General features: G+C 62.0%; 22 protein-coding genes. 6 read left to right on the top strand and 16 right to left on the bottom strand.

Going from position 1 to position 26337, the window contains the following annotated elements; translation table 11 throughout:
• Positions 1-25: 25 nt before the first annotated feature.
• The 8 genes from GV002_RS04725 to grpE all read right to left on the bottom strand — a co-directional run bounded on the left by GV002_RS04725 (position 26) and on the right by grpE (position 10213).
• Entirely contained in the window at positions 26-466 is a 441-nt protein-coding gene (locus GV002_RS04725) for a DUF4149 domain-containing protein (protein WP_160017281.1), read from the bottom strand.
• Positions 444-920 carry a transcription elongation factor GreA gene (greA, locus tag GV002_RS04720; RefSeq protein WP_160017280.1) on the bottom strand — a complete coding sequence of 159 codons (477 nt, stop codon included), beginning with the start codon at positions 918-920 and terminating at the stop codon, positions 444-446. The genes GV002_RS04725 and greA overlap by 23 nt, the downstream gene beginning before the upstream one ends.
• A complete protein-coding gene (gene carB / locus GV002_RS04715; RefSeq protein WP_160017279.1) occupies positions 917-4138 on the bottom strand; it encodes a carbamoyl-phosphate synthase large subunit in 3222 nt (1073 codons plus the stop codon). Before carB ends, greA begins: the two co-directional genes overlap by 4 nt.
• A gap of 36 nt (positions 4139-4174) precedes the next feature.
• The gene (gene carA / locus GV002_RS04710) at positions 4175-5323 is read right to left on the bottom strand and encodes a glutamine-hydrolyzing carbamoyl-phosphate synthase small subunit (RefSeq protein ID WP_160017278.1); all 1149 of its coding nucleotides are present in this window, start codon (positions 5321-5323) and stop codon (positions 4175-4177) included.
• 190 nt (positions 5324-5513) lie between these two features.
• Positions 5514-6317, bottom strand: coding sequence for a 4-hydroxy-tetrahydrodipicolinate reductase (gene dapB / locus GV002_RS04705; RefSeq protein ID WP_160017277.1), 804 nt, complete (start codon positions 6315-6317; stop codon positions 5514-5516).
• A gap of 47 nt (positions 6318-6364) precedes the next feature.
• On the bottom strand, positions 6365-7492 hold the full coding sequence (dnaJ, locus tag GV002_RS04700) for a molecular chaperone DnaJ (protein ID WP_160017276.1): 1128 nt from the start codon (positions 7490-7492) through the stop codon (positions 6365-6367).
• Positions 7493-7627: 135 nt separating this feature from the next.
• On the bottom strand, positions 7628-9544 hold the full coding sequence (gene dnaK, locus GV002_RS04695) for a molecular chaperone DnaK (RefSeq protein WP_160017275.1): 1917 nt from the start codon (positions 9542-9544) through the stop codon (positions 7628-7630).
• Positions 9545-9643: 99 nt separating this feature from the next.
• Positions 9644-10213, bottom strand: coding sequence for a nucleotide exchange factor GrpE (gene grpE / locus GV002_RS04690; protein ID WP_160017274.1), 570 nt, complete (start codon positions 10211-10213; stop codon positions 9644-9646).
• A 157-nt stretch (positions 10214-10370) separates the two neighbouring features.
• On the opposite strand from grpE, the gene recN reads away from it, so the two are divergent.
• Positions 10371-12047 (top strand): DNA repair protein RecN, encoded by a 1677-nt coding sequence (gene recN / locus GV002_RS04685; protein ID WP_160017273.1) that lies wholly within the window; start codon positions 10371-10373, stop codon positions 12045-12047.
• 84 nt (positions 12048-12131) lie between these two features.
• Here the strand turns inward: recN and fur are convergent, their stop codons facing one another.
• Positions 12132-12536, bottom strand: a complete 405-nt coding sequence (fur, locus tag GV002_RS04680) for a ferric iron uptake transcriptional regulator (RefSeq protein ID WP_003240531.1) — start codon at positions 12534-12536, stop codon at positions 12132-12134.
• 94 nt (positions 12537-12630) lie between these two features.
• Between fur and GV002_RS04675 the strand changes: the two genes are divergently transcribed.
• Positions 12631-13149: an outer membrane protein assembly factor BamE gene (locus tag GV002_RS04675; RefSeq protein ID WP_160017272.1), complete on the top strand. Its 519-nt coding sequence runs from the start codon at positions 12631-12633 to the stop codon at positions 13147-13149.
• Positions 13150-13218: 69 nt separating this feature from the next.
• Here GV002_RS04675 and GV002_RS04670 read toward each other — a convergent pair whose 3' ends face one another.
• Genes GV002_RS04670 through GV002_RS04660 form a run of 3 tightly spaced genes read right to left on the bottom strand, consistent with a single transcriptional unit; the run spans position 13219 to position 15370 of the window.
• Positions 13219-13539: an RnfH family protein gene (locus GV002_RS04670; protein ID WP_160017271.1), complete on the bottom strand. Its 321-nt coding sequence runs from the start codon at positions 13537-13539 to the stop codon at positions 13219-13221.
• Positions 13532-13966: a type II toxin-antitoxin system RatA family toxin gene (locus tag GV002_RS04665; RefSeq protein WP_160017270.1), complete on the bottom strand. Its 435-nt coding sequence runs from the start codon at positions 13964-13966 to the stop codon at positions 13532-13534. Before GV002_RS04665 ends, GV002_RS04670 begins: the two co-directional genes overlap by 8 nt.
• Entirely contained in the window at positions 13967-15370 is a 1404-nt protein-coding gene (locus tag GV002_RS04660) for a sodium-dependent transporter (protein WP_160017269.1), read from the bottom strand.
• A 139-nt stretch (positions 15371-15509) separates the two neighbouring features.
• On the opposite strand from GV002_RS04660, the gene smpB reads away from it, so the two are divergent.
• Positions 15510-15992: an SsrA-binding protein SmpB gene (gene smpB, locus GV002_RS04655; protein WP_017675350.1), complete on the top strand. Its 483-nt coding sequence runs from the start codon at positions 15510-15512 to the stop codon at positions 15990-15992.
• 207 nt (positions 15993-16199) lie between these two features.
• On the opposite strand, the gene GV002_RS04650 is transcribed toward smpB, so the two are convergent.
• Positions 16200-16973, bottom strand: coding sequence for an FCD domain-containing protein (locus GV002_RS04650; RefSeq protein WP_160017268.1), 774 nt, complete (start codon positions 16971-16973; stop codon positions 16200-16202).
• A gap of 295 nt (positions 16974-17268) precedes the next feature.
• Here GV002_RS04650 and GV002_RS04645 point away from each other — a divergent pair, with 295 nt between their 5' ends.
• The 3 genes from GV002_RS04645 to dld all read left to right on the top strand — a co-directional run bounded on the left by GV002_RS04645 (position 17269) and on the right by dld (position 21902).
• Positions 17269-18963, top strand: coding sequence for an L-lactate permease (locus tag GV002_RS04645; RefSeq protein ID WP_160017267.1), 1695 nt, complete (start codon positions 17269-17271; stop codon positions 18961-18963).
• 82 nt (positions 18964-19045) lie between these two features.
• Positions 19046-20185: an FMN-dependent L-lactate dehydrogenase LldD gene (gene lldD, locus GV002_RS04640; protein ID WP_064494883.1), complete on the top strand. Its 1140-nt coding sequence runs from the start codon at positions 19046-19048 to the stop codon at positions 20183-20185.
• A gap of 4 nt (positions 20186-20189) precedes the next feature.
• The gene (gene dld / locus GV002_RS04635; RefSeq protein ID WP_160017266.1) at positions 20190-21902 is read left to right on the top strand and encodes a D-lactate dehydrogenase; all 1713 of its coding nucleotides are present in this window, start codon (positions 20190-20192) and stop codon (positions 21900-21902) included.
• Positions 21903-22128: 226 nt separating this feature from the next.
• Here dld and clpB read toward each other — a convergent pair whose 3' ends face one another.
• The 3 genes from clpB to GV002_RS04620 all read right to left on the bottom strand — a co-directional run bounded on the left by clpB (position 22129) and on the right by GV002_RS04620 (position 26169).
• Complete coding sequence (gene clpB, locus GV002_RS04630; RefSeq protein ID WP_160017265.1) at positions 22129-24693, bottom strand: ATP-dependent chaperone ClpB; 2565 nt, start codon at positions 24691-24693, stop codon at positions 22129-22131.
• Positions 24694-24812: 119 nt separating this feature from the next.
• Entirely contained in the window at positions 24813-25550 is a 738-nt protein-coding gene (locus tag GV002_RS04625) for a nitroreductase family protein (protein ID WP_160017264.1), read from the bottom strand.
• A gap of 133 nt (positions 25551-25683) precedes the next feature.
• Positions 25684-26169, bottom strand: coding sequence for a glutathione peroxidase (locus GV002_RS04620; protein WP_160017263.1), 486 nt, complete (start codon positions 26167-26169; stop codon positions 25684-25686).
• Between the last annotated feature and the right edge of the window lie 168 nt (positions 26170-26337).

Here is a 26337-nt window from a genome sequence, read left to right as displayed (position 1 = left end):
AATGAATTCGCGCCTGCACGCGCCGTTAGCGCCTGACCGGCGCCCCCGGCACGGGCTGCAGCACCAGCAGCAACCCGCAAAATGCCATCACCAGATAGCTGAAGCGCAGCCAGTACTCGACCTCGGGCCAGTAGCGCAACACAGCGAAGTAGCTCAGGGCCATGACCGCAACGGTCAGCAGTAGTTGCCCACGCATATCCCGCAACAGGCTCGATAGACCTTCACTGCGCAGCAAGGCAAAAGCCTGCAGCGCAACGCACACCGCTGTCAGACCGACCAGCAGCGGCACCAGCCGCGTGGCTATCTCCTGCACCAGCAGAGGCGCCAGACCGCTTTGGCCGATGGCCGGCAGAATGACGAACTGCAACAACCACAAACCGCCCACCCAGAGGGTCTGGGCGAGCTGCCAACTGACGGCAGCCGCCCGAGACGGTTGTTGCGGTTTAGATATGACGGACTTCGACAATCTCGTACTCGATCAGGCCGCTGGGGGTCTGCACCGCCACCACATCACCCTCGTTCTTGCCGATCAGGGCACGGGCAATGGGTGAACCGACGGAGATCTTGCCCTGCTTGATGTCGGCTTCGTCTTCGCCAACGATCTGGTAGGTCACGCTTTCGTCAGTCTCGACGTTGGCGATTTCCACCGTGGTGCCGAAGATCACCTTGCCGGTGTGCTCGATGGTAGTGACATCGATGACTACTGCGTTCTGCAGACGACCTTCGATATCACGCACACGCGCCTCGACCATACCTTGCTGCTCACGCGCGGCGTGGTACTCGGCGTTTTCCTTGAGATCACCCAGTTCGCGGGCTTCACCGATGTCCTGACTGAGTTTCGGGCGAACCACCTTGGTCAGGTGCGCCAGCTCTTCTTCCAGGGCGCGAGCGCCCTGGACGGTCATTGGGTATTTGATCATGCCTTGATTCCTGCATGCAGATCCTGCAGCCGGCGCACAGTCTTCTCCGGGCCGAACTTGAGCGCTTCACAGACCGCCTGACCCGCCGCGATGGTGGTGGTGCAGTAGATCTTGTGCTGCAGGGCGTTACGACGGATCGAGTAGGAGTCAGCAATCGACTGACGCCCCTCGGTGGTATTGATGATCAGGGTCACTTCGTCGTTCTTGATCATGTCGACGACATGCGGGCGACCTTCAGTCACCTTGTTCACCCGACGAACTGGCAGACCAGCCGCCTCGATCACCTTGGCGGTGCCGGCAGTGGCGACTACTTCGAAGCCCAGCGCGACCAGATCACGGGCGACCTGAACGGCTTCCGGCTTGTCATCTTCACGTACGCTGATGAAGGCGCAACCGGAGTTCGGCAGAATCTCGCTGGCACCCAACTGGGCCTTGGCGAAAGCTTCGCCGAAGGTGTCACCGACACCCATGACTTCACCGGTGGACTTCATCTCCGGGCCAAGGATCGGATCGACGCCGGGGAACTTGGCGAAGGGGAACACCGCTTCCTTGACGCTGAAGAACGGCGGGATGATTTCCTTGCTGTAACCGGCCTCGGCCAGGCTCTTGCCAGCCATGACGCGCGCAGCCACCTTGGCCAGCGACTCGCCGACGCACTTGGAGACGAACGGCACGGTACGCGAGGCGCGCGGGTTCACCTCGATGACGTAGATGTCCTCGCCCTGCACGGCCATCTGCACGTTCATAAGACCGACCACGCCGAGCTCCAGAGCCATTTTCTTGACCTGGTCGCGGATCTCGTCCTGGATGTGCATCGGCAGCGAGTAAGGCGGCAGCGAGCAGGCGGAGTCACCAGAGTGCACGCCGGCCTGTTCGATGTGCTGCATGATCGCGCCGATCACCACGGTCTCGCCGTCGCACACCGCATCCACGTCCACTTCGATGGCGCAGTTGAGGAAGCGATCGAGCAGCACCGGGCTGTCGTTGGAGACTTTCACCGCTTCGCGCATGTAGCGCTTGAGTTCTTCTTCCTGGTAGACGATTTCCATCGCCCGGCCGCCCAGTACGTAGGAAGGACGCACCACCATCGGGTAACCGATGCCCTTCGACAGAGCGAGAGCCTCGTCTTCGCTGCGCGCAGTGGCGTTGGCCGGCTGGCGCAGGTTCAGGCGCTGAACCATCTGCTGGAAGCGCTCGCGGTCTTCGGCGCGGTCGATGGCCTCGGGGCTGGTGCCGATGATCGGCACGCCCGCTTCTTCCAGCGCGCGACAGATCTTCAGCGGGGTTTGGCCGCCGTACTGGACGATGACGCCCTTGGGCTGCTCGACGCGGACGATTTCCAGCACGTCTTCCAGGGTCACCGGCTCGAAGTACAGGCGGTCGGACGTGTCGTAGTCGGTGGAGACGGTTTCCGGGTTGCAGTTGACCATGATGGTCTCGTAACCGTCTTCACGCATGGCCAGCGCAGCGTGTACGCAGCAGTAGTCGAATTCGATACCTTGGCCGATACGGTTGGGGCCGCCACCGAGGATCATGATCTTCTCACGGCTCGACGGATTGGCCTCGCACTCTTCCTCATAGGTCGAGTACATGTAGGCGGTGTCAGTGGCGAACTCGGCGGCGCAGGTGTCCACGCGCTTGTACACCGGCAGCACCTTGAGCTTGTGGCGATGGGCACGCAGGCTCTTCTCGGAAACACCCAGCAGCTTGGCCAGGCGCGCATCGGAGAAGCCCTTGCGCTTGAGTTTGAACATCAGGTCGCGGTCGATGGCCGACAGACCGAGGGTCTGCACGGCGGCCTCGTCCTTGACCAGATCCTCGATCTGCACCAGGAACCACTCGTCGATACGGGTCAGCTCGAAGACTTCGGCGACGGTCTTGCCGGCGCGGAAGGCATCGGCCACGTACCAGATACGATCGGCGCTAGGCACGGTCAGCTCGCGACGCAGAGTGCTTTCGGCTTCCGGGTCGTTCAGGTCGAGCTTCGGATCGAAGCCGGCAACACCCACTTCCAGGCCGCGCAGGGCTTTCTGCATGGACTCCTGGAAGGTACGGCCGATGGCCATGACTTCGCCCACGGACTTCATCTGGGTAGTCAGGCGGGCGTCGGCTTTCGGGAATTTCTCGAAGGCAAAGCGCGGTACCTTGGTCACCACGTAGTCGATGGCCGGTTCGAACGACGCCGGCGTGCGCCCGCCAGTGATGTCGTTGGACAGCTCATCGAGGGTGTAACCGACAGCCAGCTTGGCAGCGATCTTGGCGATCGGGAAACCGGTGGCCTTGGAAGCCAGCGCCGAGGAGCGGGAGACGCGCGGGTTCATCTCGATCACGACCATACGGCCGGTGTTCGGGCAGATACCGAACTGCACGTTGGAGCCGCCGGTTTCCACGCCGATCTCACGCAGCACCGCCAAGGATGCGTTACGCAGGATCTGGTATTCCTTGTCGGTCAGGGTCTGTGCCGGCGCGACGGTGATCGAGTCACCGGTGTGCACGCCCATCGGGTCGAAGTTCTCGATGGAGCAGACGATGATGCAGTTGTCCTTCTTGTCGCGGACCACCTCCATCTCGTATTCCTTCCAGCCGATCAGCGACTCGTCGATCAGCAGTTCGCTGGTCGGCGACAGGTCGAGACCGCGGGCGCAGATTTCTTCGAACTCTTCACGGTTGTAGGCGATGCCGCCGCCGGTGCCGCCCATGGTGAAGGACGGACGGATGATGCACGGGAAGCCGACCTTCTCCAGCACGCCGTAAGCGTCTTCCATGCTGTGGGCGATGCCGGATACCGGACAGGCCAGGCCGATGTCCTTCATCGCCTTGTCGAAGCGCGAACGGTCTTCAGCCTTGTCGATGGTGTCGGCGTTGGCACCGATCATCTCGACACCGAATTTCTCCAGCACGCCATGGCGCTCCAGATCCAGCGCGCAGTTCAGCGCGGTCTGGCCACCCATGGTCGGCAGCAGGGCGTCGGGGCGCTCCTTCTCGATGATCTTGGCCACGGTGGCCCACTTGATCGGCTCGATGTAGGTGGCGTCCGCCATCGACGGGTCAGTCATGATGGTGGCCGGGTTGGAGTTCACCAGGATGACGCGGAAACCTTCTTCCTTCAGCGCCTTGCATGCCTGGGCGCCGGAGTAGTCGAACTCGCAGGCCTGGCCGATGACGATGGGGCCGGCGCCGAGGATCAGGATACTTTTGATGTCTGTACGTTTTGGCATTTTTTCTCTCTCGAATCCGTAGGTCAGTCGGCGGGCTTAGCGGCGCTTGGCCATGGCTTCGATGAAGCGGTCGAACAGCGGGGCGACATCGTGTGGGCCTGGGCTAGCCTCAGGGTGGCCCTGGAAGCTGAAGGCGTCCTTGTCGGTACGCTCGATGCCCTGCAGGGTGCCATCGAACAGCGACTTGTGGATCGCACGCAGGTTGCCTGGCAGGCTGCTTTCGTCCACGGCGAAACCGTGGTTCTGGCTGGTGATCATCACCACGCCGCTGTCGAGATCCTGCACCGGGTGGTTGGCGCCGTGGTGGCCGTGGCCCATTTTCAGGGTCTTGGCACCGGAAGCCAGGGCCAGCAGCTGATGGCCGAGGCAGATGCCGAATACCGGGATATCGGTTTCCAGAACGTCCTTGATCGCCTTGATCGCGTAGTCGCACGGCTCGGGATCGCCAGGACCGTTGGAGAGGAACACACCATCAGGATTGAGCGCCAGCACGTCGCTGGCCGGAGTTTGCGCCGGTACCACAGTCAGGCGGCAGCCACGCTCGACCAGCATTCGCAGGATGTTCAGCTTCACGCCGTAGTCGTAGGCGACCACGTGGTAAGGCAGCTCACTGGCCGGAATTTCCGGATGGCTGTCGGACTGCAGGTTCCAGGTGCTTTCGCGCCACTCGTAGCGCTCGGTGCAACTGACCACCTTGGCCAGGTCCATACCCTTGAGGCCCGGGAAGCTGCGCGCCAGCTCCAGTGCTTTCTCTTCCGTGGCGTCGTCACCGACCAGGATGCAGCCATTCTGCGAACCCTTCTCGCGCAGGATGCGAGTCAGCCGGCGAGTATCGATACCGGCGATGGCGACGGTGCCGTTGGCCTTCAGGTATTCGTCCAGCGGTTGCTTGTCGCGCCAGTTGCTGGAGATCAGCGGCAGGTCACGAATGATCAGGCCAGCGGCCCAAACGCGGTTGGACTCGGCATCTTCCGGCGTGGTGCCGGTGTTGCCGATGTGCGGGTAAGTCAGGGTAACGATCTGCTGGGCATAGGATGGATCGGTAAGGATTTCCTGATAGCCGGTCATGGCGGTGTTGAACACCACCTCTCCGATCGTCTGGCCATCGGCCCCGATGGAATCGCCGCGAAAAATGCTGCCGTCAGCAAGGGCCAGAATGGCAGGTTTGGGGGCTGGCTTAGTCAAGAAGACCTCCGTCTCGATCAAGGCTTGAAGCAAACGCAGGTTGTAAAAAAGCGGGATGACGTGTGAAGGTCATCCCGCTTTTTTATTTGAGCCATTCTGCGTAACTTTTAGTGGACACACTAAAACAGGAAGCTTACAGGAAAACCCTTTTTCGGTCCACCCGATAAGACGCCTCAGTCACACATTTGCGTCAACGCAGGCCCAATACGTCCTGCATGTCGTACAGAGCAGGCGAACGCTGCTGCAGCCATAGCGCCGAACGTACCGCGCCCTTGGCGAAGGTCATGCGGCTGGAGGCCTTGTGAGTGATCTCCACGCGCTCGCCATCGGCAGCGAACAGCACGGTGTGATCACCCACCACGTCACCGGCACGCACGGTGGCGAAACCAATGGTTTCACGCTCACGCGCGCCAGTCTGACCTTCACGACCGTAGACAGCGACCTTCTGCAGATCACGCCCCAGGGCATCAGCAACCACTTCACCCATGCGCAGCGCGGTGCCGGATGGCGCATCGACCTTATGGCGGTGGTGGGCCTCGATGATCTCGATATCCACGTCATCACCCAATACACGGGCAGCGGTATCCAGCAGTTTCAGGCACAGGTTGACACCAACGCTGAAGTTGGCGGCAAAGACGATAGGAATCTGCTTGGCCGCTTCGCTCAGCTGCTGTTTCTCTTCCACGCTGAAGCCGGTGGTGCCGATGACCATGGCCTTGCCCGCCTGGCGGCAGACTTCCAGATTCTTCAGCGTCACCGACGGGTGAGTGAAGTCGATCAGCACATCGAAATCATCGACCACCGCACTCAGGTCGCCCGCCAGGGTCACACCGATCTTGCCCAGCCCGACCAGCTCGCCGGCATCGGCGCCGATCAGGCTGCTGTCGGCGCGGTCGATGGCGGCACTGAGCTTGGCACCCTCGGCCTGATTGACAGCTTCGATCAGGGTCTTGCCCATACGCCCGGCGGCGCCCATCACTGCAATACGTTGCATACATCAGCTCCAAGCTGTCGCCCCGGCATCACCGGGGCGCTTTGGGATTAAACGTCGCCGAAGAAGCGCTTCACGCCCTCGAACCAGCCACTGGCCTTGGGCGAGTGGGAATCGTCACCCTGCAGCGACTTGCGGAACTCATCGAGCAGCTCGCGCTGGCGCTTGTTCAGGTTGACCGGCGTTTCCACCGCGACGCGGCACATCAGATCACCCGCCGCACCACCGCGCACCGGAGCCACGCCCTTGCCACGCAGACGGAACAGCTTGCCGGTCTGAGTACCTTCCGGAATCTTCAGCTTGACCCGACCGTCGAGGGTCGGCACTTCCAGTTCGCCGCCCAGCGCCGCATCGGCGAAGCTGATCGGCACTTCGCAGTACAGATGCTTGCCATCACGCTGGAAGATCGCATGCTCACGGACGTTGACCACCACATACAGGTCACCGGCCGGACCGCCATGCGTGCCGGCCTCACCTTCGCCGGACAGACGAATGCGATCACCGGTGTCGACACCTGGCGGCACCTTGACCGACAGCGTCTTGCTCTCTTCCACACGACCTTGACCATGGCAGCTGCCGCAAGGGTCGGTGATCATCTTGCCGCTGCCATGGCAGCGCGGGCAGGTCTGCTGCACCGAGAAGAAGCCCTGCTGCATGCGCACCTGGCCGATGCCGCCACAGGTGGTACAGGTGACCGGACTGGCGCCCTTCTTCGCACCCGAGCCATCGCAGGTCTTGCAGCCGACCAGGGTCGGCACGCGGATGGTCACGGTGGTGCCGCGCACCGCTTCTTCCAAATCCAGCTCCAGGGTATAGCGCAGATCCGAGCCGCGCTGGGCACCGCCACGCGAGCCGCCGCGAGCACCGCCGAAGAAGTCGCTGAACACGTCGCCGAAAATATCGGAGAAGTTGGCGCCACCGAAACCAGCGCCACCACCGCCGCCCATCTGCGGGTCGACCCCGGCGTGGCCGTATTGGTCGTAGGCCGAACGCTTGGCCGCGTCAGAAAGTACTTCGTAGGCCTCGTTGGCCTCCTTGAATTTCTCTTCGGCGTCTTTGTCGTCCGGGTTGCGGTCCGGGTGATATTTCATCGCCAGGCGCCGGTAGGCCTTCTTCAGCTCGGCTTCACTAGCGCCGCGCTCGACCCCCAGGATCTCGTAATAATCACGTTTTGCCATAGTTGTGCTGCACTCTCAGATTCGTGAGCTCCAGATACGCCGACGCGGGAGAAGGCTCCCGCGCGGCGAATCCTGCCCGTCGCGAGCGACGGTGGAGCGTAAAGAAGAGGCGGCCCGCCGAGCAGGCCGCATCCCTTACTTGTTCTCCTTGACCTCTTCGAACTCAGCGTCGACCACGTCGTCACCGGCATCCTTGGCGTCGCCAGCGTCAGCCTGGGCGGCACCGCCCTGTGGTTGCTCGGCATACATCTTCTGCGCCAGCGGCGTGGTGGCCTCGGACAGTGCGTTCATCTTGGCCTCGATGGCTTCCTTGTCGTCGCCTTTCACGGCCACTTCCAGTTCGCCAATGGCCTTCTCGATGGCCGCTTTCTCGTCGGCAGTGGCCTTGTCGCCAGCCTCGGTGAGCATCTTGCGGGTGGCGTGCACCAACTGATCGCCCTGGTTACGCGCAGTGGCCAACTCTTCGAACTTGCGGTCTTCCTCGGCGTTGGCCTCGGCGTCGCGCACCATACGCTCGATTTCATCATCGGACAGACCGGAGTTGGCCTTGATCACGATGGACTGCTGCTTGCCAGTGGCCTTGTCCTTGGCGGAAACGTGCAGGATACCGTTGGCATCGATGTCGAAGGTCACTTCGATCTGCGGCACGCCACGCGGAGCCGGCGGAATTTCGGCCAGGTCGAACTTGCCTAGCGACTTGTTCTGTGCGGCCTGCTTGCGCTCACCCTGCAGCACGTGAATGGTCACGGCGCTCTGGTTGTCATCGGCAGTGGAGAACACCTGCGACTTCTTGGTCGGAATGGTGGTGTTCTTCTCGATCAACGCAGTCATCACGCCACCCATGGTTTCGATACCCAGGGTCAGCGGTGATACGTCGAGCAGCAGCACGTCCTTGACGTCACCGGCCAGAACGGCGCCCTGAATCGCTGCGCCCATGGCAACGGCTTCGTCCGGGTTGACGTCCTTGCGCGCTTCCTTGCCGAAGAACTCGGTCACCAGCTTCTGCACCAGCGGCATGCGGGTCTGACCACCGACCAGAATCACATCGTTGATCGAACCGACGTCGACACCGGCATCCTTCAGCGCGATACGGCAAGGTTCGATGGTGCGCTGTACCAGGTCTTCGACCAGCGATTCGAGCTTGGAACGGGAGATCTTCACGTTCAGGTGCTTCGGACCGGTGGCATCTGCAGTGATGTACGGCAGGTTGACGTCGGTCTGCTGGCTCGAGGACAGCTCGATCTTGGCCTTCTCGGCGGCTTCCTTGAGGCGCTGCATGGCCAGCGGGTCGCCCTTGAGGTTCATGCCGGTTTCTTTCTTGAATTCGTCGACGAGGTAGTCGATCAGACGAATGTCGAAGTCTTCACCGCCAAGGAAGGTGTCACCGTTGGTGGCCAACACTTCGAACTGGTGCTCGCCATCGACTTCGGCGATCTCGATCACGGAAACGTCGAAGGTACCGCCACCCAGGTCATAGACGATCACGGTATGGTCACCCTTGGCCTTGTCCATGCCATAGGCCAGCGCAGCCGCAGTCGGCTCGTTGATGATGCGCTTGACGTCCAGACCAGCGATGCGACCGGCATCCTTGGTGGCCTGACGCTGACTGTCGTTGAAGTAGGCCGGAACGGTGATGACCGCTTCGGTGACTGGCTCGCCCAGGTAGTCCTCGGCGGTCTTCTTCATCTTCTTGAGAATTTCAGCCGAGATTTGCGGCGGTGCCATTTTCTGGCCGTTGACTTCGACCCAGGCGTCACCGTTGTCAGCCTTGGCGATCTTGTACGGCACCATCTGAATGTCTTTCTGCACGACTTCTTCGTCGAAGCGACGACCGATCAGACGCTTCACCGCATACAGGGTGTTGTGCGGATTGGTCACAGCCTGACGCTTGGCCGACTGGCCAACAAGGATTTCACCGTCGTTGGCGTAAGCGATGATGGACGGCGTGGTACGAGCGCCTTCGGCGTTCTCGATGACCTTGACGTTGCCATTTTCCAGAATGGAGACACAGGAGTTGGTGGTCCCCAGGTCGATACCGATAATTTTGCCCATGAATATTCTCCCGAAACTTTGATTTTTCCGTCGCCTCGTTTCTAAGGCGCCGGCAGCACTAAAACGCTTGACTTAAAAATGGGGTCGTTACGGCTGTTTTCAAGCCTGCTCGTCGATACTCGGCGGCGGCGTCATTGGCGCCTTGCTGACCACGACCATGGCCGGACGCAGCAGGCGACCATTGAGCAGATAGCCCTTCTGGAACACCTTGAGCACCGAGTTCGGCTCGGCATGAACGCTCTCTTCCATGGCCATGGCCTGGTGATGCTCCGGGTTGAACGGCGCACCATGCGGGTCGATGGCTTCCAGGTTGTAGCGAGCTAGGGTGTCATGGAACAGCTTGAGGGTCAGTTGCATGCCCTCACGCACGGCCTTGATCGATACGTCGTCAGGGCTGGACAGCTCCAGGCCGCGCTCCAGGCTGTCGATTACCGGCAGCAGATCGCCAGCGAACTTTTCCAGCGCAAACTTGTGTGCCTTCTCTACATCCTGCTCCGCGCGACGACGCACGTTTTGCAGGTCGGCAGCCATGCGCAGCGACTGATCCTGCGCAGCGGCCAGTTGCTCTTCCAGCGTTTGCACGCGAGCAGCCAGGTCGTCACCAGGCGCCACAGCTTCTGCTGCCTGCGCCTCGGAATTCTGCGTATCCAGGGTCTGTTCGTCAGCCATGCCTTTCTCCTCTCGAAAAAACTGGCGCGATATCGACTCGCGCTCCTGCCGCCTATATGGAGTCAATTCCACAGGTTTCAAGGGGCAATAGGGAGGATTGCCAGAGAAAGAAAAAACACTGTATAAATAACCAGACATCAATTCGGGAGCGTTCGCCATGCTGGTGCACCTGTCCATTCACAACTACGCCATCGTCGACCACCTGGATCTCGAGCTGGATGCCGGCATGAGCGCCATCAGCGGCGAGACTGGTGCCGGCAAGTCGATCATGCTCGACGCTCTCGGCCTGTGCCTGGGTGATCGCGCCGACAGCGGCGTGGTACGCCCAGGCGCAGACAAGGCTGACATTCTCGCCAGCTTCGACCTGGCGGACATTCCCGAAGCCCGCACCTGGCTCGCCGAGCGGGATCTGGACAACGACGGCCCGTGCATCCTGCGTCGGGTGATCACCGCCGAAGGCCGCTCGCGCGGCTATATCAACGGCAGCCCCTGCCCGCAGGCCGACCTCAAGGCCCTTGGCGAGCTGATCATCGATATCCACAGCCAGCACGAGCATCAGTCGCTGCTCAAGACCGATACCCACCGTCGCCTGCTCGACGAATATGCCGGTAGCCAGGATCTCGCGCGCCAGGTGCAACTCGCCGCGCAGCGCTGGAAGCAGACGCGCAACGAGCTGGAACGTATTTCCAGTCAGGGCGACGAACAACGCGCGCGCCACCAACTGCTCAGCTACCAACTGGAAGAGCTGGAAAATCTGGCGCTGGGCGACAACGAACTGGAACAGCTGGAACAGGAGCACAAGGCCCTGAGTAATGCTGAAGCGCTACTTGCGGCTTGTCGCCAGGTGCTCGACCTGTGCAGCGAGAGCGATGCCGGCAACGTGCTGTCTGCACTGACCGCCAGCCTCAACCGCCTGGGCGCCTTTGGTGGCCAGGGCGGCGCCTTGAACGAAGCCAGCAACCTGCTGGCCAGCGCACAGATCCAGGTGGAAGAAGCCGTCGGCGAGCTGAATCGCTTCCTCGATCACTTCGACGCCGACCCGGAGCGTCAGCAGTTTCTCGAAGAGCGCCTGGACACCATCTACACCCTGGCACGCAAACACCGCATTCAACCAGCCGAACTGGCCGCCCTGCAGCAGCAGTTGTTCGAAGAGCTTGAGGGCCTGAATGCCGACGACCAGGCCAGCGAACGCCTGGCCGAAGAGCTGGCAGCCTATGAACGCCATTACCAGGCAAAGGCAGCCGAACTCAGCGCACTACGCAGCAATGCCGCTGAACGCCTGGCCGCAGCAGTTGCGCAAGAAATGCAGGCGCTGGGCATGCCCGGCGGCCGTTTCAATATCCAGCTCCAGGCCATGAGCAGCGAAGAACCGCATGCCAGCGGCCTGGAGACAGTGGAGTTCCTGGTCAGCGCCAACCCTGGCCAGCCGCTACGCGGCTTGGCCAAGGTAGCCTCCGGTGGTGAACTGTCACGTATCAGCCTGGCGATCCAGGTGATCACCGCACAGACCTCGCGCGTACCGACCCTGGTGTTCGACGAAGTGGACGTCGGTATCGGCGGCCCGACCGCCGAAGTGGTCGGGCAGTTGCTGCGCCGCCTTGGCGAACGCGGTCAGGTACTGTGCGTCACCCACCTGCCGCAAGTCGCCGCGCAGGGCCATCAGCATCTGTTCGTGCACAAGCGTCGCGGCGAAGATGCCACGTCTACCGCCGTGAGCAAGCTGGACGAGAGCGGCCGCGTCGAGGAAATCGCCCGCATGCTCGGCGGCGTCGACCTGACCGAAGAATCCCTGGCTCACGCCCGCAAGATGGTCACCAGCGCCCAGGCTGCCTGACGCAACGTAGCTCGGATGCAATCCGGGCCACGGCAAAGTAAAAAAGGCGACCCGAGGGTCGCCTTTCTCATTGCCGCAGAAGGATCAGCTCTTCTTGCGTACGTACAGCACCAGATTGTGATCGACCAGCTCGAAACCGTGCTCCTTGACGATCTCCTTCTGGCGCTTCTCGATCTCGGCGTCGAAGAACTCGATCACTTCACCAGAGTCGACGCAGACCATATGGTCGTGATGGCCGCTGTCAGCCAACTCGAATACGGCATGACCGCCATCGAAGTTGTGACGCACCACCAGGCCGGCAGCCTCGAACTGAGTCAGCACGCGGTACACGGTGGCCAGGCCAACGTCCTCACCCGCCTCCATCAGGGCCTTGTAGACATCCTCCGCACTCATGTGGCGGTGCTCGGCGTTATCGAGCATTTGCAGGATTTTGACTCGCGGCAGAGTCACCTTCAGTCCAGCTTTGCGCAGTTCGTTATTTTCAACCATGGTCTGCTTTCTCATGGATGCTGCTTCGCAGCACCCTTCAATACGGGTATGATCCGGGGTTCAAGTTGCCCAAGATAGTGGAAGTCACCCTCCGATGCAAAAAACCAAGCTCTTGCTGACCAGCCTGTCGCTGACCGGGCTCTTCGCACTCGCCGGTTGTTCATTCCCCGGGGTTTACAAGATCGACATTCAACAGGGCAATGTCGTGACACAGGACATGATAGACCAGCTGCGCCCGGGAATGACCCGACGCCAAGTGCGGTTTATCATGGGCAACCCGTTGATCACCGACACCTTCCATGCCGATCGCTGGGATTATCTGTACAGCCTCCAGCCTGGCGGTGGTCAGCGCCTGCAGGAACGCGTCAGTCTGGTATTCGACGGCAGCGACCAACTGGTCGGTCTGGCCGGCGACTTCATGCCCGGCGTCAGCCGTGACCAGGCCATCATGGGCGAAGGCAGCGACACCAGCAGTGCGCAGCCGCAAGCCAAACCACAGGACGAAACCCCGCCGGCGCCAGGCTCTTTGCTGGAGCAGATTCAGCGTGAGGTGGATCAGGTCGAAACCGTTCCGGTCCCGATTCCCGAGCCGCTGGACACCGATCCGCAGTAACACGCGGACACGAAAAAGCCCGGAGCGAATCTGGGCTTTTTCATATCTACCGCCTTACGACCTGCTGGGTCAGTTCGACTCTTCGCCTTCTTCCCTGGCCTTGGCTTTGGCCGCACGCTGCTTGCGTACCTCCTTCGGGTCGGCGATCAACGGCCGATAGATCTCGACTCGCTCCCCTTCCTCCAGCACTCGCTCTTCCGGCTTGCCTACCGCCTTGCCAAAAATACCCAGTGGCGCCTGGCTCAGATCCAGCTCCGGAAAGAACTGCTGCATACCAGAACGCAGCGCGGCCTCGCGTACAGTGGTGCCTGCCGGTACGGACAGACGCAGGAGCTTCTGCCGTTCGGCAAGGGCATAGACCACTTCGATGGCGATACTGGGCTTATCCATACAGCTGTTTGGCTCGCTGGCAGAAGGCATCGACCATGGTATTGGCCGCCTGATTGAACAACGGGCCCAGCGTGGCACGCACCAGTGGCCCGGCATAGTCGAAGGTCAGGTCCAGACTGATCTTGCAGGCCTTGTCACCCAACGCCTTGAATTCCCAGACGCCATGCAGGCTGGTGAAAGGCCCTTCCTGCAGGTTCATCTCGATACGCTGCCCAGGCTGCAGGACATTACGCGTGACGAAGCGCTGGCCGATGCCACCCTTGGCCACTTCGAGGCTGGCCAGCATGTGCGTCTCGCTGACCTCCAATACCTCACTGGCGCTGCACCAGGGCAGAAATTGCGGGTAACCGGCCACATCGTTGACGAGATCGAACAGTGCCTGAGCCGGGTACGGCAGCAACGCCGAACGCTGGATTCGAGTAGCCATTTACTTGCTCAGCTCCGCGATGAAAACGATCAGCACGCCGATTGGCGCCACGACGCGAATCAGCCAGAGGGCCAGATTGAACAGCAGCGGGCTTCTGATGGACAACTCTTCACGCACAGCATCACGGCTCAGCACCCAACCGGCGAACATGGCGAAAGACAGCCCGCCCAGCGGCAGCAGGATACGGCTGGTGAGGTAATCGATGCTGTCGAAGAACGTCTTGCCGCCCTCAGCGCCCCACTGCAACAGATGGAAACCGTCCTCGGCGAAGACGAAGAACTTGGCCTCGGCCCAAAGATTGAACGACAGCACCGTGCCCATCCCCACCAGCCAGCACAGCAGCGCCAGCACGGCGGTTACCTGCGCGCGGCTACGCCCGGTTTTCTCGACGAAGTAGGCTACGGCCGGCTCCAGCATGGAGATCGACGAACTCCATGCTGCAACAGCCACCAGTACGAAGAAGATCAACCCCATCACCTGACCGAAAGCGATATTGCCGAAGGCAATCGGCAGGGTGACGAACATCAGCCCCGGCCCACCACCCGGCTCCAGGCCGGCGGCAAAGACGATGGGGAACAGCGCCAGACCCGCAGTCAGCGCCACCAGGGTATCGAGCACGCCGACGGTCAGCACCGTAGCGCCTATCGAAGCCTTCTTCGGCATGTAAGCGCCATAGACCATGATCGAACCCACACCCACGCTCAAAGTGAAGAAGGCATGACCCATGGCAGCCAGAATGCCGTCCTGCACCTTGCTCGGGTCGAAATGGAAGAGGAAGTCGAAACCTTCGCGGAAATGCCCGGTGGTAAAGCTGTAGCCCAACAGCACCAGCAACAGCACGAACAGTAGCGGCATCATGATACGCAAGCTGCGCTCCAGACCCGCCACCACCCCCTTGGCGATGACGAACGCGGTGATCAGCATGAACAGGCTATGCCACAGGGTCAGCCGCCACGGATCGGAAGTCAGACCGCCGAACGCCGCACCAGCCCCATCGGCGCTGATGCCGGTGAAGTCGCCACGGCCCATGCCGATGATGTAATCCAGCGACCAACCGGCGACCACGCTGTAGAACGACAGAATCAGTAGCGCGGCGACCATCCCCATCAGCGCAGCCAGCGACCAGTGCTTCGAGGCTCCGGCTTCGATCGCCAGACTCTTCATCGCATTGACCGGGCTCTGCCGGCCACGGCGACCGATCAGGGTTTCCGCCAGCATGATCGGCACACCCACCAGGGCGATGCAGAACAGGTACATGACGACGAACGCACCGCCGCCGTAGACCCCGGTCATGTAGGGGAATTTCCAGATATTGCCGAGACCGACCGCCGAACCGGTCGCTGCCAGAATGAACACCCAGCGACTGGCCCAGGCACCATGAATCGAAACGTTGTCGCTCGCCATTGCGGCCAAGACCCCATACTGCGGGAAAAAAAGATCGCGCATTGTCGGAGATTCACCCGGCAGGCTCAAGCGTAAGCCGGCAACCGGCCAGGAGAGCCCCATAGCGCAGGCGCGGACGACTCCCTATAATGCGCGCCCTATGGCTAAGCAAAAGAAACATCCTCAAGGCACCATCGCGCTGAACAAAAAGGCGCTGCATGACTATTTCATCGAACACAAGTTCGAGGCCGGCCTGGTGCTGTCCGGCTGGGAAGTGAAGAGCCTGCGTGCCGGCAAGGCACAGCTGGTCGACAGCTACGTGCTACTCAAGGACGATGAGGCCTGGTTGATGGGCTGCCACATCACGCCACTGAAAACTGCCAGCACCCATGTCATCGCCGACCCGACCCGCACGCGCAAGCTGCTGTTGAACAAACGCGAGCTGGAAAAGCTGTTCGGCTCCGTGCAGCAGAAGGGCTACACCGCCGTGGCGCTGTCGCTGTACTGGAAGCAGCATCTGGTCAAATGCGAGATTGCCCTGGCCAAGGGCAAGAAGGACTTCGACAAGCGCCACACCGAGAAGGAACGTGACGCCGACCGCGAGGTTCAGCGCGCGATGCGCAGCAAGGGCAAGGACGACTAAGAGCAGCTGCAAGCTTCAAGCCTTAAGAAAAGCTCAAGACGTAGGGCGAAGCGGAACGCAGGCAGGCCGCCGCCGGTGCGGTGCGCGCGGCGCACCCTGCGGCCTCGGCCGCAACATCCCTGAGGGTGCGCCATGCGCACCAAAATCTCCCTTCGAGTCATAACCGGATTAGCGCAACGAGGGCCAGCAGCCGTGCGCAGGGCGTACCTACGGCCTGACAGCCCCGCGCCGCTGCGCCCGTTCCACCCGCCGCGCCTCCAATTGCACTTCCGAGAGCACTTCCTGCACATAGTCGATGTGCTGATTGGAGAGCTCGCGGGCGTCTTCCGCGCGACCTTCGATGATCGCCTTGTACAGCGCGCGATGCTGCCCGATCAGCATGTCGCGGGTCTCTTCGCGCTGGGCATACATGCCGCCGATGTTGGTCACCACGTTGCGCTTGAGCAGGTCGAACAAGCCACGAATGGTGTGCAGCAGAACGGCGTTGTGGCTGGCCTCGGCGATCGCCAGGTGAAAACGCGCATCGGCAGCGCCCTCTTCGGCGCGAGTCACCTTGCCAACTCGCGCGTAGCAATCCTGCAAGGCTTCGAACGCTTCGGTTAGACGCTGGCGGTCGATATCGGTGGCACGCCTGGCCGCGTAGTAGGCGCAAGAGCCTTCCAGCGTGTGACGAAATTCCAGCAGGTCGCGCTGAGCGTCTTCCTTGTGCTCCAGCAGTTGCAACAGCGGGTCACTGAAGGTCGAGCCGAGTGATTCGGCGACATAGTTACCGCCACCCTGACGACTGACCAGCAGCCCCTTGGCCACCAGTTTCTGGATCGCTTCACGCAGGGACGGACGAGACACACCGAACTGCTCGGCCAGCGCACGCTCTGCAGGCAGTCTCTCACCGGCACGCAAGGTGCCCTCGAGAATCATGGTTTCCAGTTGCGCGACGATGTCATCGGAGAGACGACGCTGCCGCACCTGACCTACTTCCATCACCCACATCTCCATTGGTTTGACCAGGCTGAAGGCCCGACAGGGCAAGCCTATAGCGCCCTTCTTCGCTGAACAAGCAAGCACACTACGACCAAAGTCTTAGCCTCCCGATTTGACAGTCCATTGAGCAACTTTTAACCTGAGCCCGCTGTTTTGTAAATTGGTATTACCAATTTAACCAACAAGAACAACAAACCATCGAGGTCATGCCATGACAGCCCTACGCGCTGCAAGCCTGTTCGATCACGCCTCATCCCTGCCGCGCCAGCTGCGCGTTCGTGTGGAGTAAGACTCAATGTCCAACGGAATTCTCGCCCTGCTGGCGTTCTCGCCGATTCTGCTCGCTGCCGTTCTGCTGATCGGTCTGCGCTGGCCGGCCAAACACGCCATGCCGCTGGTCTACCTGGTGACTGCCGCTGTCGGCCTGTTCGCCTGGGACATGACCTTCAACCGCGTCCTGGCCTCCACCCTGCAAGGCTTGCTGATCACCCTCGGCCTGCTGTGGATCATTTTCGGCGCCATCCTGCTGCTGAACACCCTCAAGCACTCCGGTGGCATCACCGCCATTCGTGCCGGCTTCACCACCATCAGCCCTGACCGGCGCATCCAGGCGATCATCATCGCCTGGCTGTTCGGTTGCTTCATCGAGGGCGCATCGGGCTTCGGTACGCCAGCCGCCATCGCTGCACCGCTGCTGGTGGCCATCGGTTTCCCGGCGATGGCAGCCGTGCTGATGGGCATGCTGGTACAAAGCACGCCGGTATCCTTCGGCGCCGTCGGTACACCGATCATCGTCGGCCTCAATACCGGCCTGGATACCGCCACCATCGGTGCACAGCTGGTCGAGCAGGGTTCGTCCTGGGCGCAGTTCCTGCAGTTGATCACCAGTGAAGTGGCGATCATCCATGCCACCGTTGGCGTAGTCATGCCGGTCATCATGGCGATGATGCTGACGCGCTTCTTCGGTCAGGAGAAAAGCTGGAAAGCTGGCCTGGAGGTCATGCCGTTCGCGATTTTCGCCGGGCTGGCCTTCGTCGTACCGTATGTATTCACCGGCGTCTTCCTCGGCCCGGAATTTCCGTCGCTGCTGGGCGGCCTGATCGGCCTGGCCATCGTCACCAGCGCCGCACGCTTTGGCTTCCTGGTGCCGAAGAAGACCTGGGACTTCGCCCCGGCGGACAAATGGCCGAGCGAGTGGCTGGGCACCGTCGAGATGAAACTGGACGAACTGACCGCCAAACCGATGAGCGCACTGCGCGCCTGGCTACCCTATGTGCTGGTCGGCGCCCTGCTGGTTATCAGCCGTGTATTCCCGGAAGTGGGCAACGCGCTGAAAGCGGTAGTGGTGAATTTCCCGGACCTGATGGGCGAAGCCGGCGTCAGCGCCAACTTCCAGCCGCTGTACCTGCCGGGCGGCATTCTGGTTGCCGTGGTGCTGGCCACCTTCTTCCTGCATGGCATGAAGGCACGTGACCTGGGCAAGGCGGTGAAAGAGTCGTCCAGCGTATTGCTCAGCGCCGGCTTCGTGTTGCTGTTCACCGTGCCGATGGTGCGTATCCTGATCAACTCCGGCGTCAACGGCGCCGAGCTGGCCAGCATGCCGATCCTCATGGCGCGCTGGGTGGCCGACAGTGTTGGCGGCATCTATCCGCTGCTGGCCCCGAGCATCGGTGCCCTGGGGGCCTTCATCGCCGGCTCCAACACCGTCAGCAACATGATGTTCAGCCAGTTCCAGTTCGGCGTGGCCAGCAGCCTGGGTATCTCCAGCGCGCTGATCGTCGCGGTCCAGGCCGTTGGCGCCGCCGCCGGCAACATGGTGGCGATCCACAACGTGGTAGCGGCTTCGGCCACCGTTGGCCTGCTCGGCCGTGAAGGCAGTACCCTGCGCAAGACCATCTGGCCGACGCTGTACTACCTGCTGTTCACCGGCATCATCGCGATGATCGCGATCTATGTGCTGGGTGTCAGCGATCCGCTGATGACCCGCTGATCGACTGTTAGTGCCCGCCCCGACATCGTCGGGGCATTTGCCGTCAGGCTACGCTTCCCCTTTTCAGCAACAGGATGAGCCCATGATCATTTCTGCCTCGACCGACTATCGCGCTGCCGCTCAACGCAGGCTGCCGCCCTTCCTGTTCCATTACGCCGATGGCGGCGCCTACGCCGAGCACACCCTGCGCCGTAACGTCGCCGACCTGTCGGACATCGAACTGCGCCAGCGCGTGCTGAAGAACATGTCCGAGCTGGACCTGTCCACCGAGCTGTTCGGTGAGAAGATGTCGATGCCGGTAGGCCTGGCACCCGTCGGCCTGACCGGCATGTTCGCTCGTCGTGGTGAAGTGCAGGCCGCCAAGGCAGCAGCGGCCAAGGGCATTCCCTTTACCCTGTCCACCGTTTCAGTGTGCCCGATCGAGGAAGTGGCCCCGGCCATCGATCGGCCGATGTGGTTCCAGCTCTACGTGCTGAAAGACCGCGGCTTCATGAAGAACGCACTGGAGCGCGCCAAGGCCGCCGGCTGCTCGACACTGGTGTTCACCGTCGACATGCCCGTGCCCGGCGCCCGCTACCGTGACGCGCACTCCGGCATGAGTGGCCCGAACGCTGCACTGCGCCGCATGCTGCAGGCCATGACTCACCCGCAATGGGCCTGGGACGTCGGCCTGATGGGCAAACCGCATGACCTGGGCAACATCTCCGCCTACCGCGGCAATCCGACCGGCTTGGCCGACTATATCGGCTGGCTGGGCGCCAACTTCGACCCGTCGATTTCCTGGAAGGACCTGGAATGGATCCGCGACTTCTGGGACGGCCCGATGGTGATCAAGGGCATCCTCGACCCCGAAGACGCCCGAGATGCCGTGACCTTCGGCGCCGACGGCATCATCGTCTCCAACCACGGCGGTCGTCAGCTCGACGGCGTGCTGTCCAGCGCCCGCGCCCTGCCGGCCATCGCCGACGCGGTCAAGGGCGAGCTGAAGATTCTCGCCGACTCCGGCATCCGCACCGGCCTCGACGTAGTGCGCATGCTCGCCCTTGGCGCCGACACCGTGCTGCTCGGCCGCGCCTTCCTCTACGCCCTGGCCGCTGCCGGTGGCGCCGGTGTGAGCAACCTGCTCGACCTGATCGAGAAGGAAATGCGCGTGGCCATGGTGCTGACCGGTGCCAAGTCCATCGCCGAAATCACTCCGGATCTGCTGGTAAAGGAGCGTTGAGCCAATGACTGCTGCCGCCTCCATCACCCGTGACGCTCTGCTGGCACAGATGCGCCAGATCGTCGGCAGCAGCCACGTGCTGACCGACGAACAAGCCACACGGCGTTTCCGCAAGGGCCACCGTACGGGTGAAGGCAACGTGCTGGCGGTGGTGCGCCCGGGCTCCTTGCTGGAGCAATGGCGCATCCTGCAGGCGGCCGTAGCGGCCGACCGCATCGTCATCATGCAGGCCGCCAATACCGGGCTTACCGGCGGCTCCACCCCCGACGGTGCCGATTACGACCGCGAGATCGTGTTGATCAGCACCCTGCGCATCACCGGCGTACAACTGATCAACGATGGCGAGCAGGTGGTGTGCCTGCCCGGCGCCACCCTCGACCGCCTGGAACAGGCGCTGGCGCCGCTGAATCGCGAACCGCATTCGGTGATTGGCTCGTCCTGCATCGGCGCCTCGGTGCTAGGCGGCGTCTGCAACAACTCTGGCGGCGCCCTGGTGCGTCGCGGCCCGGCCTACACCGAGCTGGCGCTGTACGCGCAGGTAAAAGATGACGGTTCGCTGGAGCTGGTCAATCACCTGGGGATCGAGCTGGGCAACGATCCAGAGGAAATCCTCACCCGCCTGCAGAGCGGCGACTACACACCGCAGCAGGTACACAACGAGGAAACCGCCAAGGCCTCCGACGCTCGCTATGGCGAACACGTGCGCGATGTCGATGCCGACACTCCGGCGCGCTTCAACGCCGACCCGTCGCGCCTGTTCGAGGCCTCCGGTTCGGCCGGCAAACTGTGCCTGTTCGCCGTGCGCCTGGATACCTTCCCCAAGGAACCGAGCACGGTGTTCTACATCGGCAGCAACGACCCGCACGACCTCACCGAAGTGCGCCGTCACCTGCTGGCCAGGCTGCCGCGCCTGCCTATTGCCGGGGAATACATCCATCGCACCGCCTTCGACATCGGCGAAAAATACGGCAAGGACACCTTCCTGGTGATCGACACCTTCGGCACATCCAAGGTGCCGGCCGCCTTCGCGATGAAGAGCCGGGTCGATGGCTTCTTCGAACGCTTTGGCCTGCGCGGGGTGACCGACAAGGTGATCCAGGTCCTGATGAACCAGCTGCCCAGCCACCTGCCGGCGCGCATGCGCGAATATCGTGATCGCTACGAGCATCACCTGCTGGTGCGGGTGTCCAACGACACGCTGGAGCAGACCCGCAGCTTCCTCAGCGAGTACTTCGCGAACAGCGCCAGCGGCGCTTATTTCGAGTGCGACGCCGAGGAAGGCCGCAAGGCCTTCCTCCATCGCTTCGCCATTGCCGGTGCGGCGATCCGTTACCGCGAGTCACACCGCAGTAGCGTCGAGGACATCCTCGCCCTGGACATCGCCCTGCGCCGCAACGACCGCGACTGGGTCGAGACGCTGCCGCAGGAGATGGAAGAGCAGATCATCCACAAGCTCTACTACGGGCACTTCTTCTGCCATGTGTTCCATCAGGACTACATCGTCAAGAAGGGCGTCGACCCGATCGAGATGGAGCACCGCATGTGGAAGCTGCTGGACGAACGCCGCGCCGAGTATCCGGCCGAGCACAACGTCGGCCATCTGTACGTGGCCAAGCCGGCGCTGGCGGGGTTCTACCGCGAGCTCGACCCGACCAACACCTTCAATCCCGGCATCGGCCATACCTCGAAGAAGAAGCATTGGGGTGGTTGTTGCTAAGGCGTTACCTCCAGGGTGGATCACGCTTTATCGATCCACGATGGCCGCGGATGTAAAAAGCGACATCCGCCCTACGGCCGTGTTGAGCCAACCGTGTGGTCAGCCGCAAATCCCGTAGGAGCTGGCTTGCCAGCGATCAGCCGGTAGAGCATCGCCGGCAAGCCGGCTCCTACAAACACCAAGGCCCGCCAAATTGGCGGGCCTTGGTGTTTAACGCAGCAACCGATCAGGCGAAGACGATCTCCTCGCCTTCGACCTTGGCATGCACTACCGCACCGGGAGCGAAGGCACCGGAGAGTATCTGCTGCGCCAGCGGGTTCTCGATCCAGCGCTGGATCGCACGCTTGAGCGGGCGGGCACCGTACACCGGGTCGTAACCGACGGCGATCAGCTTGTCGAGCGCCTCCGCCGTCAGCTCCAGGCTGAGCTCGCGCTCGGCCAGACGACCACGCAAACGTCCTAGCTGGATCTCAGCGATACCAGCGATCTGCTCACGACCCAGCGGTTCGAACACCACCACTTCGTCGATGCGGTTGATGAACTCGGGACGGAAGTGGCTGCTCACCGCATCCATCACCGCCGCGCGCTGCGCTTCCCTATCGCCGACCAGCTCCTGGATCTGCGCCGAGCCGAGGTTAGAGGTCATCACGATCACCGTATTCTTGAAGTCCACGGTGCGGCCATGGCTGTCGGTGAGGCGACCATCTTCCAGTACCTGCAGCAGCACGTTGAACACGTCCGGGTGAGCCTTCTCGACTTCATCCATCAACACCACGGAGTAAGGCTTGCGGCGCACCGCCTCGGTCAGGTAACCACCCTCTTCGTAGCCGACATAGCCGGGGGGCGCGCCGATCAGACGAGCGACGCTGTGCTTCTCCATGAACTCGGACATATCGATACGCACCAGCGCCTCCTCGGTGTCGAAGAGGAACTCGGCCAGCGCCTTGCACAGCTCGGTCTTGCCCACCCCGGTCGGGCCGAGGAAGAGGAACGAGCCGCTCGGCCGGTTCGGGTCAGCCAGGCCGGCACGCGAGCGGCGCACGGCGTTGGAAACAGCGACCACCGCTTCGTCCTGGCCGATCACACGCTGGTGCAGCAGCCCTTCCATCTTCAACAATTTTTCGCGCTCGCCCTCGAGCATCTTGCTCACCGGAATACCGGTCCACTTGGAAACGACTTCGGCGATCTCTTCATCGGTGACCTTGTTGCGCAGCAGCTGATTCTCGCTCTTGCCGTGCTGGTCGACCATCTGCAGGCTGCGCTCCAGATCCGGAATGATGCCGTACTGCAATTCGGCCATGCGGTTGAGGTCGCCCTTGCGCCGTGCGGCCTCGAGCTCGGTCTTGGCCTGCTCGATACGTTGCTGGATCTGCGCCGAGCCCTGAACTTCGGCTTTCTCCGACTTCCAGATTTCCTCCAGGTCGGCGTATTCCTTCTCCAGCCGGGCAATGTCTTCCTTGAGCTTTTCCAGGCGTTTGAGAGCCGCGTCGTCGTCTTCCTTCTTCAGCGCTTCGCGCTCGATCTTAAGCTGGATCAGGCGACGATCCAGGCGATCCAGCTCCTCAGGCTTGGAGTCGATCTCCATGCGGATGCGACTGGCGGCCTCGTCGATCAGGTCGATGGCCTTGTCCGGCAGCTGACGGTCGGTGATGTAGCGATGACTGAGCTTGGCCGCGGCGATGATCGCGCCGTCGGTGATGGTCACGCCGTGGTGCACCTCGTAGCGCTCCTTCAGGCCACGCAAGATGGCGATGGTGTCTTCCTCGCTCGGCTCGTCCACCAGCACCTTCTGGAAGCGGCGCTCCAGCGCGGCGTCCTTTTCGATGAACTGGCGGTACTCATCCAGCGTGGTGGCACCGACGCAGTGCAGCTCACCACGGGCCAGAGCCGGTTTGAGCATGTTGCCGGCGTCCATGGCGCCTTCGGCCTTGCCGGCACCGACCATGGTGTGCAGCTCGTCGATGAACAGAATGATGCGCCCTTCCTGCTTGGAGAGCTCGTTGAGCACCGCCTTCAGGCGCTCCTCGAACTCGCCACGGAACTTGGCGCCAGCGATCAGCGAGCCCATGTCCAGCGACAGCAGGCGCTTGTCTTTCAGACCATCGGGTACTTCGCCATTGATGATGCGCTGGGCCAGGCCTTCGGCGATGGCCGTCTTGCCCACGCCAGGCTCGCCGATCAGCACCGGGTTGTTCTTGGTCCGGCGCTGCAACACCTGGATGGTGCGGCGAATCTCGTCGTCACGACCGATCACCGGGTCGAGCTTGCCCTCCTCGGCGCGCTTGGTCAGATCGACGGTGTACTTGTCCAGCGCCTGGCGTGACTCCTCGACGTTGGGGTCGTTGACCGCCTGGCCGCCGCGCAGGTTCGCAATGGCGTTTTCCAGGGCCTTCTTCGACACACCCTGGCCGAGCAGCAGCTTGCCCAGCCTGGTGCTCTCGTCCATCGCCGCGAGCAGCACCAGCTCACTGGAAATGAACTGGTCACCACGCTGCTGTGACAAGCGGTCGGCCTGGTTGAGCAGGCGCGCTAAGTCCTGCGACAGGTTGATGTCGCCGGTGGGGTTCTGCAATTTGCCGAGCTGATCCAGTTCTCGGGTCAGGGCCTGCCGCAGACTGTTGATGTCGAAGCCAACCTGCATCAGCAACGGCTTGATCGAACCACCCTGTTGCTCGAGCAGCGCCTGCATCAGGTGCAGCGGCTCGATGGCGGCGTGGTCCATGCCCACCGCCAGGGATTGGGCATCGGAGAGTGCAAGTTGCAGCTTGCTGGTCAAACGATCGATACGCATATATGTCATTCCTCCAGAGTGGCGGGCCGGGACAGAATCCCCGAAAAAAGAAACTCGCCGAGATGAAGACTAGATAAGGACGATTACGCCGTATTCAAGACGTGACAACTTGATCCAGATCAGCGCCAGATCACCTGCTGCTCCAGCGGAAAGCGCAGCCGCGGGTTGTACACGCCCTTCTCGCCCTGCCGCCCGACGGCCAGCAACATGATGGGGATAGCATGACGAGGGATATCGAGCACACGACGCAAACGCACCTCGTCGAAACCTTCCATCGGACAGGTGGCATAGCCGTGGCTCTGAAAGGCCAACATCAGGTTCTGGGCCGCCAGCGCGGTGGACTTCACCGCCCACAGGCGCATGTCGGCCTTGCTGTTGGGCTTGCGCATCAGGGGTTTGCGCACACCCATCAGTCGCACCAGCTGACGCTTGAACAACCCCAGCAAGCCCAGCGGGCCCTGGTTGTACTGGAACGGCGCGGTCTTGCTGTAGAAGCGGCGGATGCGCGCCGGCACTTCAGCTTCCGGCCAGTAATCGATGATGTTGCGACAGGCCTGACGCCAGGTATCCGGGCGCGCCAGCACAGCAATGATCAGAGGCGCACGGGCGGCGTTCTGACTCATGCATATCGGGTGCAATTGCGCCAGCAGCGCCGGATCACGAATCACCTGGAAACTCCAGGGCTGCAGGTTGCAGGAATTTGGCGCCAGCACGGCCAGCTCCAGGCAATCGCGAATCACATTCTCGGGCACCGGTTCAGGCATGAAACGACGCACTGCGCGTCGACTCTCGATCAGTGCGCGCAACTCGGCCGGTGAGGCCATGGCAGGCAGTTGCTCGTTGGGAAAGCTGGTCATGGGGCACTCCTCGGCATGTCGGCCGATTAAGCAACCGGATGACGATGCGAACAAGAGCGCAAGGGGAAATGACCGCGGGTTTGGCCGATTAGCCTCACCTGCGCCCGGCATAGAGGGCGCAGGCGTCGCTATTTCAGAGGCCCAGGGCTTTTTCGATGGACTGGATCAACGTCGGATCGTCCGGCGTGGTACGCGGCGAGAAACGCGCCAGCACACGGCCGTCCTGGCCGACCAGAAACTTCTCGAAATTCCAGGTGATATCGCCTGGAAACTCGGCCCCCTCACCGGCCAGCAAGCGATAGAGCGGGTGACGACCGGGGCCGTTGACCTCCAGCTTGCTACCCAGCGGGAAGCTGACGCCGTAATTGAGGGTGCAAAAATCGCGAATTTCCGCTTCGCTGCCGGGCTCCTGACCGGCGAACTGGTTGCAGGGTACGCCCAGCACGGTGAAACCATTGCCCTTGTACTGCTGATAGAGGTTTTCCAGCCCGGCGTATTGAGGCGTCAGGCCGCACTTGGAGGCAACGTTGACCACCAGCACCACCTGGCCCTTGTAGGGCGCCAACGGCAGTTCCTGGCCGTCCAGCGCACGCAGATTGAGATCGTGAAAGGCACTCATGACGAACTTCCTCAGCGAATTCAGTGCAGCGGGCGCAAGGCCCCCGTAAATCATCAAGGCGGCTGCGGATGAGCACGCCGACATGCATGAAAAAGGCGCCCTGAGGCGCCTTCATCGCAAGCTTGAGCTTAGCAGCGGTTAATCCAGTCGGAACGACCGCAAGTCGCC

The organism is Pseudomonas sp. 8O, from assembly GCF_902506495.1.
Classification (GTDB): domain Bacteria; phylum Pseudomonadota; class Gammaproteobacteria; order Pseudomonadales; family Pseudomonadaceae; genus Aquipseudomonas; species Aquipseudomonas chaetocerotis.
Note: the sequence above shows the minus strand (reverse complement) of the source record. Positions and strands in the feature narration are given on the sequence as shown.